Source organism: Scytonema sp. PRP1, assembly GCF_036697665.2.
GTDB lineage: Bacteria > Cyanobacteriota > Cyanobacteriia > Cyanobacteriales > Nostocaceae > Kalymmatonema > Kalymmatonema gypsitolerans.
This window is the reverse complement of the sequence record NZ_JBAHYJ020000113.1, coordinates 201157-213975: the sequence shown is the minus strand read 5'-3', so window position 1 is coordinate 213975 and position 12819 is coordinate 201157. Positions and strand designations below refer to the sequence as shown.

Sequence of the window (12819 nt, the reverse complement as noted above, 5' to 3'; positions counted from 1 at the left end):
AAGCTTGCTTCTAGTCCTGGCTGGATTCATTCTTAGTATCTGCAAAAGGTTGGCGACTGAACACGCCGTCATTGCCAACTGCATAAGTTGATTCTGCTTGCAATTAATAATTATCGTCTGGCAAGCTAAACCTGATTTTAGAGCTATTTTCAGGTAAATAGACCATATTTGCCGTAGGGGCACAGCAATGCTGTGCCCTTACAGTGTGGTTCAAATACGTGAAAACTGCTGTAACAACTGCCTGTCAAAGCGCCCATGTAGAGATTTTTGGCGGGAATGGGTAAATACGCTACAATCAGTTTAAGAAACCCGATTTCTTTTCTTTAAGAAACCGGGCTTTTATGCTTTGAGCCAGAAATCAAATCAACACTGTATTTGTGGCATTCGGTTGAAAATGAACAGCAGGGGGAAACTATTGAGATAATCGCTGCTGGTAATAGTCAACAATTTGTTCTGTGACTTCAGAAACGCTCAAACCATCAGTTTTAATTTCAACGGCATCTGGTGCTTTTTTTAAGGGGGAAACTTTACGCGTGGTGTCTTTCCAGTCGCGTTCAGCGATGTCCTTTTCCATCTGCTCTAAACTCACTTCAGGTTGACCCTGTTTTTTAAAGTCTTGCATGCGGCGACGTGCACGTTCACTGACAGAAGCCGTTAGAAAGATTTTTAGTTCGGCATCAGGGAATACATGAGTCCCGATGTCCCGTCCTTCAGCAACTAAACCACCTTTTTTGCCCCAGCTATGCTGTTGTTTAACCAGTGCTTGACGCACGGCGGTCTGTGCTGCTACTGCTGAGACTTTAGATGTCACCTCTAGAGTGCGGATTGCTTGTGTAACATCAGTCCCATTAATCCAAACCCGCATCGGTGATTGCAAGTTCTCGGTAGGAGTCAGTTCAATGACACACCCGTTGGCTAATTCAGCGATCGCACACTCATCGTCAAGGGCAATTCCCTTTTGCAGCACCAGCCAAGTGACAGCGCGGTACATTGCTCCTGAATCTAAATACACTAAACCCAGGTTTGCCGCTACTTGACGAGCAACAGTGGATTTTCCAGCTCCTGCTGGTCCATCTATAGCGATGATCGGCTTGCGATCGCGCAAAATAGTATTATCAATCAAACGTGTAGAACCTAGGCGAGCGGCGATCGCGAGCATTCCTTCCTCCTGAACTTTTTCTTCTATAAGCATCAACGTATTTGGTTCAACCAATTCAATATATTCCACTAAGACAGAACTAACCATTGCCACTTCTTGCAGCACCACTGCTATAAGCGCTTTTGCATCACGAATTCCGGCTTTGAACGCCGTTTGCGCCTTCTGCAAGCCACCATACAATACTGCTGCTTGCAGCTTTTGTGTTGCGGTCAAATATTGGTTGCGAGAACTTATGGCAAGACCAGATGCTTCTCGCACCGTAGGACAAGCAACAATTTCGATTGGAAAATTCAAATCAGCGACTAGCCGTTTAATAAGGGCAAGTTGCTGACCGTCCTTTTGACCAAAGTAGGCTCGATCAGGCTGTACCAAGTTGAAAAGCTTGGTAACAATCGTCGCTACACCCTGAAAGTGACCCAGCCGAGAACGACCACACAAGCCAGATATCATAGCAGATGGTGGAATAACTTGTGTAACCTTTGATTCTTGTATATTCTTCTCAGCAACTCCTACCTCTTCCGGAGTAGGAGCAAAAATTGCATCTACCCCTGCTTGAGAGCAAAGTAATTGGTCCTGATCAAAAGTGCGAGGATAGCGTTGGTAATCTTCGTTGGGACCAAATTGCAGCGGATTAACGAAGATACTCACAATCACCGTGGCATTTTCGTGCCGCGCCCGTTGAATCAAGCTTAAATGACCTTCATGCAACGCTCCCATTGTCGGAACCAAACCAACTGCTGTCTTTGATCTACCAGTCACCTCAAATGGCAACGGCTGCGGTTGATCCACAAGCTGGTTTTCAAAACGGTGTTTAGCTAAATAGCAGCGTAAAGCTGCGACTGTTCTCAACAGGCGCACAAAAATACCCCTAGTTTTCTCTAGCTCTCCCCGTTAGTTTATATCTGAAAGCGAGGAAGAGACCAGCAACTAGGGGAACGAGGAATGAGAAGGTGAGGGAGTGAGGGAGTGAGGGAGTGAGGGAAGTGAGGGAAGATGAGGGAGATAAAGAAATTTATTTGTCTTATTTGTCTTCCCCTGCTTCCTCCTGTTTCCCCAACTTCAAGAGCTCTCCCTATTCTTACCTACCTAGGATTTCTACTCGCACTGGTGCAACGCCACTGCCCATCATCCCCAAAATCCGTGCGGCGGCAACAGAAAGGTCAATAATTCGACCACGAATGAAGGGTCCTCTGTCATTAATGCGCACCACTACAGAACGACCATTGCGGGTGTTGGTAACGCGGACTCGCGTACCAAACGGTAAGTGGCGATGGGCGGCTGTTAATCCTTCTGGATTAAACCTCTCACCGGTGGCGGTACGATTGCCAGAACCATCATAGCCGTAATAAGAAGCCATACCCTTAGCGCTGGCTATCACTTGTCCGGCAATTTGTTGTGGCAAATTTGGTAGAGATCTTGGCGATGAGCGCTGGGGTAAATTGGCAATCTCGTTCATGGGAGATGCATTGCCTATGAGTCGGCGCAAGCGATTTGTTGCTTGTAGTGCATCTTTTGCTCGATCATTGGTTGTATCTGCAAGCCGTGTATCGCCATCGATTTCCACGATTTCTTCGCCATTTGCCTTGATGATATAGCGACCTTGTGGTGGTTGCTCACCAAGTTGGTTGTTTTTCTGCTGGCTCTCATTGGCTGTGGATTCGCCTGCTGCTTTCCAACTGACTGTAATCTTGCTGGCGTCCACTTTGTCCCAGATCAGCTGGTTTATCCTAGCTGCTACAACTGTTGCCCTCTGAACTGGGTCATCTTTGGTAGAGTTAGCCTGGTTATTAATATCCACGCTTGCCCCAATTGATGCTACCTTCGTTGGGCTGCTTGCATTTGTACTGACAAGCTGTGCGCCGTTCTCGTTACCAAATGCACCCATTTTTGTCTCTGTGCTGGCAACTGGCTTGTGACCAACAAAGGTAAGAACCGGGATGTTGCGAATATAGAGCGTTGCCGCCTGACGTCCTGCCAGTTGATGAGTATGAATTTCAGTCATCATAGCAGCATCTGAAGCAGGGTTCTCTGCTGCGGATTTATACTCTCCTACTTTCACCACATCACCAGAGGCAATAGGTAGCGAAGATGGAGCCGTTTTCTTGGTCGTCTGAGCGCGACCTACTGACGGTATCCCAACAACAGTAGAAAATAGAGCGACAACAGCCCACAAATGTTTTTGATTCATGCGTCCGATATTAAAGCGACTGAAGAACAAAAGTTCCATAATTGGCGGGATTTTGCACCACTAATGAGTGACATATCCCTAAAACTCCAACTCGTTCTGCTTTCACTTTTTGCTTTTAACTGCAACAGACTACCACGAACCTATAGCCTTCGGGATCGGGGATCTAGCGTAATCCTTGGTAAATTTATCAAATTCAAACTCACTTTTTAAGCCCAAAACCTTACTCAAAACAGCTTTTTGGCTGTGTAACAGTTTTTTGTTTGATTAAAAATTTTATTATTAAAACCTAACAATATTTGGTAATTAAATTGTTCAGGGTAGCCTACGCGCTTGTCTATAAAGAAAATTAATGGTATCTGCTTTCAACAGCGGCTTATACTACCATACTTTCACTTAATTTCCAGTAGTTCTACTTGAACAATAAGTTTAAACACAAAATCAATCTTTTTAGTGATTTTGATAACTAGATATAAACTATATGTTAAGTATCCTTTGCTAAGTACTAGCTTTTCAGCCCTTTTTCAGGGTTTGTTTGCAAGCAATGACCCAGTTTTCGCTTCAAAGATGACAGCAGTATTCAAGTTAACTTTCAAATCATTATAATTTTTAACTAGCTGGATATTAGATGACTCATAATATCCATACTTCTTAAAACCTTATTTAAAATTTAGTAAAATAAATTACATACTGTTTGAAGTGACAAAATAGGAGGCTAGATGTTACTTGCATGAATAATTTTTACCGTCAAAGCAAAATCCCTGAGCAGAATATTAGCTAAATTCGCGTATGCAAATCGAATACATCAAAATTTGTCAAGTATAGAAGAAAAAGCGTAATTTTTCACACTCAAGTGTCAGCTTCATGGCAAAGCAAGAAGATTCACAATTTCAATCTTTTGTTAAGGACTTGCATTCAAAGTACCAGTCCCTACGGGATGGAACTGTAGCAAACTACATTCCTGAACTCGCAAAAGTCAATCCAGACTTGTTCAGCATTTGCATCGCGACTGTCAATGGCGACGTTTACGAAGTTGGGGACTACAATCAGCTATTTACGATTCAATCGATTTCCAAAGTGTTTGTTTACGGACTGGCGCTTGAGGATCATGGACGAGATTACCTTTTGACAAGAGTAGGTGTAGAACCGACAGGGGACGCATTTAACGCAATTGTGCTCGATGAGAAATCAAAGCGACCATACAACCCAATGGTCAATGCAGGAGCTATAGCAACTACCAGCTTAATCAAAGGGTCGGATGTAACTGAACGTCTCAACCGGATGCTGGATATGTTCCAACGATACACTGGACACAATGTGTTCGTTGATATTTCAGTATTTACCTCAGAACGCCTCACAGGACATCGTAACCGCGCAATGGCGCACTTAATGCTCAATTTTGGCATGATTGACCAAAATATTGATGAAGCGCTAGACCTTTACTTCCAGCAGTGTTCTGTCATGGTGAATTGCCATGATTTAGCAGTGATGGCGGCTACCTTGGCGAACAAAGGTATCAACCCGATTACAGGAAAACAAGCCGTGGATAGCCGTTACGTTAAAGACATTCTGAGTGTGATGTACACCTGTGGAATGTATAATTTTGCAGGCGAATGGGCATATAACGTTGGGATTCCGGCAAAAAGTGGAATTTCTGGGGGGATTATTGCTGTAATACCAGATAAGATGGGAATTGGAGTGTTTTCTCCACTACTCGATTCACGCGGTAATAGTGTTCGAGGGGTTAAGGTTTGTGAAGAGCTTTCGCAGCAGTTTGGTTTACATTTGTTCGAGTGTGCAAGCAATAGGTTAAATTTTGGCAGTTAGCATACAAGGAAAGTGCGATCGCCGTAAAGCGATCGCACTTTGGCATGGCACTCTAGTTTTTTAGATGATGGTGGTATTAGGTTTTTAAGCACCTAAAAAAATAATCATTTTGTTACGTTTTAGCCAAGACAGGCTATCCGTACATTTTTCGTTGTTTGCTACTGACAGCCGTCCTTCGAGTCCTATGGTAGTGTAATAACAAGTAAAAGGCTGACTGGTGTAGGGCGCACCGGAAAAACGCTTCGCTCGCTCCATCCAACCGCACAGCTTTATGAAGATTAGAGCTATCTGTGAGCAACTCAATGTTTGGGACAGCTGAAATTAAGCTTTTCCATCTCGCTCAATATTAACCAACCGCTAAAATCCTCAAATGACTTAAGAGTTTTGTGGAAATGGCAGATGTTTCACAGGAAATAAGATTAGTGTTTTTAAAGCTTGATTTCATCACTCATTAATTTAAACGCCCGCTGAGTAGCTAGTTCGTACCTAGCTCCCAGCAGGACTTCCCCCTAATTGAGTAAGCAATGAGGAGACGATATTATCGTGTCAAACGATTCTGAAAAATTTCATCCCGACGACGATATAGATGATTTTGAGCCTTTAGCAGGGTTACGGATACTTGTAGTCGATGATGATGCCGATAACTGTAATTTAATCGCTTTTATTCTTGAAAGCGCTGGCGCTCGAGTGATGACGGCAGCATCGGCAGTACAAGCGCTACAGGCTATGGGACAATTTGAACCAAATCTCTTGATTAGTGATATTGCTATGCCAGAAGTTGACGGCTATTCCTTAATTCGCAGAGTTAGAACGCTTGATCCTCCCTTGGGAGCGATTCCCGCTATCGCTATAACGGCTATGGACATACAACAAGGAGGTAACCTTGCTTTCATGTCTGGGTTTGAAGCTTACCTGATGAAGCCTGTAGAACCAACAGAATTAATCACAGAAATAATAAAGTTAATAGAGTTACCTTGACTGCGATTAAAATCCTTCGCGTCGTGTCTCCTGGGTTGTCTAAAGCACTAAATACTTTTAGCCAAAATATTACTCTTTGGTGCCGTTAACTACATTTTCCAACAGTGTGAATCGCAGCTAAATAATATGGTAGCTGCGTATCTCAACTCACTGCAATCACTCCTGCACTTTCATTCGCCAGCTTATTGACCGCACACACTGCATACGTACCTGGTTCAGGAGTAGCAAACGGTGTACCAGTAGACAAATGCAGTTATACGAACACCTTATAATTGCTATCTCTCTTCCTGCTCTAGCAGCTTGGAAAGTCTATTTTTAATTTCTTGTACTTGCTTATCGCCCCTAGGTAGTGTTAACAGACGAACTTCAATCTCTGCAATATTATCAATCCGAGTGGTCTTCTCCCAAACCCTGTTTTCTACATCGGATTCATGTTCGTAACGAAATGTTACAGTGTCATAATTAACATCTAAAATTTCTACGTTCTTTAACCAGCCGTTACTGCTTTTGACAAAAAGCCACACGTTAGGCAGACCGATAAGTTCTCTGAGTTTACTCTCCATATAAATAATACTTTTTTGTGGTGAAACTACTATGCTTACAACAAATGTCAATCTAGCTTAAGACATATTCTTACATGAATTTTTCATTTTGAAAAGCTTCTTGTCAAAATATTTTTGGCGATAGATGATACAAATCACGTTATGACCTAAGATTTGTACCTAATAGACGGTACGAAACTTGCCAATGGATACATCTTTTCTGTAATGATAGAAAAGATAATAAAAGTAAATTTTTATTAAGCGAGGATAAAGATGTACATCGTACAAATTGCCTCGGAGTGCGCTCCTGTGATCAAAGCTGGAGGTTTAGGCGATGTCGTTTACGGACTCAGCAGGGAATTAGAAATCCGGGGGCATACCGTCGAAATCATTCTGCCGAAGTACGATTGTATGCGCTACGACCATATCTGGGGGCTTCATGACGCCTTCATGAATTTGTGGGTACCTTGGTATGGCGCTGCAATTCACTGTTCAGTCTATTGTGGCTGGGTACACGGGCGGCTGTGTTTCTTCATTGAACCCCACTCTGGAGATAATTTTTTCAATCGGGGCTGCTATTACGGTTGCAACGATGACAATATGCGATTTGCGTTCTTTAGCAAAGCCGCTTTGGAATTTCTGCTTCAGAGTAACAAACGACCTGATGTTATCCATTGCCATGATTGGCAGACAGGGTTGGTTCCAGTCATGCTCTATGAAATCTACAAATATCATGGCATGGAGTACCAACGGGTTTGCTACACCATCCACAACTTTAAGCATCAAGGGTTTGCCGGTGTCGATACTCTCAGGGCAACAAATTTAAACCGGGAGTCTTACTACTTCCAGTATGATAAGCTGCAAGACAACTTCAATCCCTTTGCCCTGAACTTCATGAAAGGCGGCATTGTTTACTCCAATGCTGTGACAACGGTTTCGCCCCATCATGCTTGGGAAGCTTCTTACAGTGATATTGGCTATGGATTGGGTCATACTTTGCACCTACACCAGGATAAATTCACTGGTGTACTCAACGGTATTGATTATGATTTTTGGAACCCTGAAATAGACCGCCATATACCCTATCCTTACAGTAAGGACAATTTTGAAGAAAAGGCAAAGAATAAAAAAGCCTTACGCGATCGCCTGCTATTGCAGGATGTTGATAAGCCAGTCATTGCTTTCATTGGTCGTTTAGATGAGCAAAAAGGCGTTCATCTTGTCCATCATGCAATTTATTATGCCCTCCAGAATGGAGCGCAATTTGTGCTGTTGGGTTCAGCGACAGAGTCAGGAATCAATGCCCATTTCCGCCATGAGAAAAACTTTTTGAACGAGAATCCCGATGTTCACTTGGAATTGGGCTTTAACGAAGAATTATCCCACCTGATTTATGCAGGGGCAGATATGATTATTGTCCCCAGCAATTACGAACCTTGTGGGTTAACCCAGATGATTGGATTGAAGTACGGTACTGTACCCGTAGTTCGAGGAGTCGGTGGGCTAGTCAATACGGTGTTTGACCGAGACTACGACCAGAATAAGCCTCCGGAAGAACGCAATGGATATGTGTTCTACCAGTCAGATTATGCTGCCTTTGAGTCGGCAATGGAACGTGCTTTGAAGTTGTGGTACAACAATCCAGAAGAGTTCCGCAAACTTGCTATTGCGGGTATGGAGTATGACTACTCTTGGAACGACCCAGGAGAGGAATATGTAAAGATTTACAACCGTATCCGACACAAATCGTAGTTCTGTAATCTGCGACTGCGGCAAATGATATTACCCAATCCTACTAAAGGGGGGTTGGGTAAATCTTCGATTGGCATACCATGAACAATCGGGAGGTTTTATGCTTCGCTTACTCTTTGTGTCATGGCTGTGCCTCACATTGCTTTGCCTACCTGCGTGTGCAGTGGAAATATCTTATGGTAATTCGTCTAGCGTCCCAATCCAGAACGTCAACTATCGTAAGGACGAATTTCAAATCCAACGCCTACAAATGGTAGAAAAACAAATCCGGGCGCGTGGGATTAAAAACAAGGCTGTCTTAAAAGCTATGTCCAAGGTGCCGCGTCATCTGTTTGTAGATCCATCTTTTGCAGATTTAGCGTACCAGGATCATCCTCTGCCGCTCGCTCATAACCAGACCATTTCTCAACCGTATATTGTCGCATATATGACAGAGGCACCTGAGATTTCCCCGAAGGACAAAGTGCTGGAAATTGGAACTGGTTCTGGATATCAGGCGGCTGTCCTTGGTGAGTTGGCTAAAGAAGTTTATACTATCGAAATTATTCCTCAACTGGCTGAAAGTGCGCGCAAAACTCTCAGTCAACTAGGCTATCAGAAGGTTCATGTCAAAACTGGTAATGGGTATGAAGGCTGGGCAGAATATGCACCCTACAACAAGATTATTGTGACTGCTGCACCACAGGATATTCCTGAAGCTTTAGTTCAACAACTGGCGATCAATGGAAAGATGGTGATTCCAGTCGGAAGCTTGGAGCAGGAAATGATGGTTATTATCAAGACACCAAATGGATTGCGAAAGGAGAAAACCATACCAGTGCGGTTCGTGCCGATGACGGGACACTCGCCTAATGTTAGATAGGATCTAAATGAGAATAAAATAATACTTCTAATGACCTAGAGTCAAATACAAACTTTATTGTTTGAAAGGTGGCTATGGCAATTAATATTTACTTAAAATTACTTAGAAAAGTTGGCTTTCAACGAATTTGGAATTCATTTATCGGCAACTTTGGTCTTCTCTGGTTACTGCTCGAACCCGCTGCACTATTTTTACCAGAAAAACTAAATTTTGACTGGGCAGGTTACTTTGGACTAGGTAGTATCTCCTTGATTCTTGCTATCATACAGCGGTTTCCCAAAAGAAGTTTTTGTAGTAAGTTATCTTCTCCCGATTCAGAAATTGAAGTCAAAATCGGAGATATATTTGATGAAAAAGCTCACCTCGTAATAGGTGTTAATGATGTTTTTGACACTGAATTAGGAGAAATAATTAAACCTGAGAGCGTTCAAGGACAATTTCTTACAAAAGTTTATAGAAGTGACATAAGATTACTAGATAAAGAAATCGAATCGGCTCTCCAACCATTAAGTCATCTACGACAAGAAGAGCGAAATAAAACACGCGGTAAAACAGGACGATACCCCATTGGTACAACTACTGCTTTAGGTACGCATGATAAGCGTTACTTTTTAACTGCTTATGGATACATGAACAACAATTTAACCGTAGAGTCTAACTCTGATTATATCTGGCGTTCGCTCTCGTCTCTTTGGCGAGAAGTTCGTCTCAAAGGTCATACTATGAATGTTGCAATTCCAATTATTGGTTCTGACCTAGCTCGCACAGGATTACCGCGAATGGCACTAGCTAAACTAATTATTACTTCATTTATAGTTGCATCTAAAGAAAAGTTCGTCACAAGAAAACTGACTGTAATGGTGTATCCAAAAGATTTAGATACTGTAGACTTATATGAATTAGAAGAATTTTTAACATCAGCTTGCTTTTAAAAGTTTGATAGTTAAAATCAATTTATTCTGCACTTATTTATAGTGCACTTTCACTTTATAAATCCAGAGCACATTTACCTTTTACTTGTATTACACTAATTTCTTTATTATAGTGAAATTGTCGTATTTGTCCGCGAAAGTTTACGGATACAACATTCTTACTAATAAAAAGAATTTTTAATTCCAATATGTGTTCGACTATCTTATTAATTTTTAAAAAGCATACTGCCGCTAAACGTGCATTTATTAAAAACATCTGTGGTTCCGTAATCCACTTTTTCCATACATTAGTAATAATATGCCCTTTTGATTCGACTAGGTAGTCGTTTTCTCGTATAATAAAATCCGGTGTTGATTGATAAGCTTTATCTGCACTTTTCGGAATTTCGTTTAATAATAAAAACCGAATCTGTGATTCAGCAACCTGCTCGAAAGTATAGCCATAATAATTAATAATATTGTAACTATACGACTGTGGTGTTGGCTTTAGCGTAACTATATAGGAAGTTTTACCTTTTATAGATTTAGTCTCAACACTTTCCACCTGCACCATATATGCATCATTTTGGTAAGCATAGATAATTTGTCTTCTGGTGTGATAATGACTAATTGATTGTAGTTCGCGTAAATTCGCCTCCTGTTCTGCACTTACAATTAGTATATTAAGCACAAGGTTTTTATTGGCGTTCATTTCAACTGATTGGGTTTCAAATAAATAGTCATTAAGTAAAACCCAAGCTCCAGAAGTACTTATACTTTTACTTTTTTTAGCTTTTGATTTAGTAGTTGATTTCTTATAAATTTTAATAGTGGATATTTGCCTTTTAGGTATTATATTGGAGCTTACTCCTACTTTTTTGGGATCGTCATAAGTCTTTAATTTACTTGCAGATGCTTTTTCCGTTGATAATGATCTTGTATTCGTTTTTGAACTGGTACTGCTCTTTTTTACTCTTTTTTTCCTACGATTACTTAACCATAGAGTAATATGTTCGCGTAATTTATTGCGGAACTTAGAAGGGTTTTTATACTCACGAAATAATCCCCATCCATTTTTACTATAACTATTTTTAAATCGCTTAACTTTTCCTTGCTGTTCTAATTCAATTTTGGTTTTTACCCCTTCAGTCATTGACCGAAAATAAAACCATATTTCGGGTTGATCAATTCTATTAAAAGTTCTCCTAGCTCGTTTAAATTCTTCAATTGTTCCGGATATATCACGCTTTGTTGGAGTTCCAACGCGGTTCCACATAATCCCAATAAACAATACGTAATCGGACATTTTGCCTATCTGCTCGTTGATAATGGCTTGACCGTCTTTACCATATCCAGGATAAGCATTCTCGGAGCGAATCACCTCTAATACAACACCTTTATCGGGAGCTACAGTACGATTTATCTCTTCGACAACTTTAACAACGTGATTTCTTTCCGTACTCACATCGCCAGGAGAAGCAAGAAAAATTTTTAACTTTTCTACTTGGGGCATAGCTAATTCCTTCAGTATAAAATGAGGCTAGCTGGATAATAATATCAAAAACTTTCTAAACGGGGTACGAGAATCATCGCCCCTATCCTCTTATTAATAAACTTTAGGATTGACACAATGAGGCAATCGCTCCCCCTTCAACCCAGCAATCAAATTAGCGATCGCCATGTTTGCCATTTTTTCTCGTGTTTGAAGGCTGGCACTGCCAATATGAGGTGTAATAATCAGGTTATCTAAGCTCAGTAAGGGACTATCAGTTGGTATCGGTTCTGGGTCAGTGACATCTATGGCAGCACCTGCAATTTGACCACTCGCAAGCGCTTGGTATAATGCCTCTGGGTCTATAATTGCTCCCCGCGCTGTGTTGATGACAATGGCAGACTGCTTCATCAATTCAAACTGGCGATCGCCAAAAAGATGATAAGTTTCGTCTAACAAAGGTGTATGAATTGTCACAAAGTCGGATTCTTGCAGCAGATGTTCAAACGCCGTAAACTCCACACCTAAAAGTTTTTCTAACTCCTGGTCACATCTGTGTCTGCTAGTATAAAAAATTTTCATATCAAACCCTTTAGCACGACGAGCAATCGCCTGACCAATCCGCCCAAAACCGACAATCCCTAAAGTCGCACCTGTGATATTCGGTCCCAATAACAAATTTGGTTCCCACGTCCGCCACTGACCCCCACGAGCAAATCGATCCGCTTCTACCACTCGCCGTGCAGCCGCCATGAGTAACGCCCAAGTCAAGTCAGCAGTCGCATCTGTTAAGACACCTGGTGTATGACCAACTGGTATCTTGTGTGCAGTAGCGGCAGGAATATCAATATTGTCGTATCCAACTGCCATCTGGCTAATAACTTTAAAAGAGCTTCCGGCTGCTTCTATCAGTTGCTGATCAATCTGGTCTGTCAGCAAGCACAGCAAACCATCAATTGTTTTGACCTTTTTTAGTAAAACTTGATACGAAGGCGGTTGGCGTTCTTCCCAGAGTTCAATGGTAGCAATTTTTTGCAGTTGCTCTAATTGAGTGGGGAGGCGGCGAGTGATGAAAACTTTGGGTTTGGGCATGGTTGAGGGTTTGTTGGGT

At 41.8% G+C, this 12819-nt stretch carries 10 protein-coding genes; 5 read left to right on the top strand and 5 right to left on the bottom strand.

Translation table 11 applies throughout. The features are described 5' to 3' along the window. Window positions 1-412: 412 nt before the first annotated feature. Together V5G28_RS30425 and V5G28_RS30420 are read right to left on the bottom strand one after the other, a co-directional pair. Window positions 413-2017 (bottom strand): bifunctional pantoate--beta-alanine ligase/(d)CMP kinase, encoded by a 1605-nt coding sequence (locus tag V5G28_RS30425; protein ID WP_332987127.1) that lies wholly within the window; start codon window positions 2015-2017, stop codon window positions 413-415. A gap of 220 nt (window positions 2018-2237) precedes the next feature. Then, window positions 2238-3386 carry a septal ring lytic transglycosylase RlpA family protein gene (locus tag V5G28_RS30420; protein WP_096565837.1) on the bottom strand — a complete coding sequence of 383 codons (1149 nt, stop codon included), beginning with the start codon at window positions 3384-3386 and terminating at the stop codon, window positions 2238-2240. Between the two features lie 822 nt (window positions 3387-4208). On the opposite strand from V5G28_RS30420, the gene glsA reads away from it, so the two are divergent. Then, a complete protein-coding gene (gene glsA, locus V5G28_RS30415; RefSeq protein WP_332987126.1) occupies window positions 4209-5171 on the top strand; it encodes a glutaminase A in 963 nt (320 codons plus the stop codon). A gap of 543 nt (window positions 5172-5714) precedes the next feature. Next, window positions 5715-6149 carry a response regulator gene (locus tag V5G28_RS30410; RefSeq protein WP_332987125.1) on the top strand — a complete coding sequence of 145 codons (435 nt, stop codon included), beginning with the start codon at window positions 5715-5717 and terminating at the stop codon, window positions 6147-6149. Window positions 6150-6424: 275 nt separating this feature from the next. On the opposite strand, the gene V5G28_RS30405 is transcribed toward V5G28_RS30410, so the two are convergent. Further along, window positions 6425-6712, bottom strand: a complete 288-nt coding sequence (locus V5G28_RS30405) for a DUF6679 family protein (protein WP_332987124.1) — start codon at window positions 6710-6712, stop codon at window positions 6425-6427. 252 nt (window positions 6713-6964) lie between these two features. Here V5G28_RS30405 and glgA point away from each other — a divergent pair, with 252 nt between their 5' ends. The 3 genes from glgA (at window position 6965) to V5G28_RS30390 (ending at window position 10237) form a co-directional block, all read left to right on the top strand. Beyond that, the gene (gene glgA, locus V5G28_RS30400; RefSeq protein WP_332987123.1) at window positions 6965-8443 is read left to right on the top strand and encodes a glycogen synthase GlgA; all 1479 of its coding nucleotides are present in this window, start codon (window positions 6965-6967) and stop codon (window positions 8441-8443) included. Window positions 8444-8543: 100 nt separating this feature from the next. Next, window positions 8544-9305, top strand: a complete 762-nt coding sequence (locus tag V5G28_RS30395) for a protein-L-isoaspartate(D-aspartate) O-methyltransferase (RefSeq protein ID WP_332987122.1) — start codon at window positions 8544-8546, stop codon at window positions 9303-9305. A gap of 74 nt (window positions 9306-9379) precedes the next feature. Next, the gene (locus V5G28_RS30390) at window positions 9380-10237 is read left to right on the top strand and encodes a macro domain-containing protein (RefSeq protein ID WP_336231482.1); all 858 of its coding nucleotides are present in this window, start codon (window positions 9380-9382) and stop codon (window positions 10235-10237) included. A gap of 55 nt (window positions 10238-10292) precedes the next feature. Here the strand turns inward: V5G28_RS30390 and V5G28_RS30385 are convergent, their stop codons facing one another. Both V5G28_RS30385 and V5G28_RS30380 read right to left on the bottom strand, forming a co-directional pair. Continuing rightward, window positions 10293-11729: a hypothetical protein gene (locus V5G28_RS30385; protein WP_336231481.1), complete on the bottom strand. Its 1437-nt coding sequence runs from the start codon at window positions 11727-11729 to the stop codon at window positions 10293-10295. A gap of 93 nt (window positions 11730-11822) precedes the next feature. Beyond that, window positions 11823-12800, bottom strand: coding sequence for a 2-hydroxyacid dehydrogenase (locus tag V5G28_RS30380; protein ID WP_332987118.1), 978 nt, complete (start codon window positions 12798-12800; stop codon window positions 11823-11825). Between the last annotated feature and the right edge of the window lie 19 nt (window positions 12801-12819).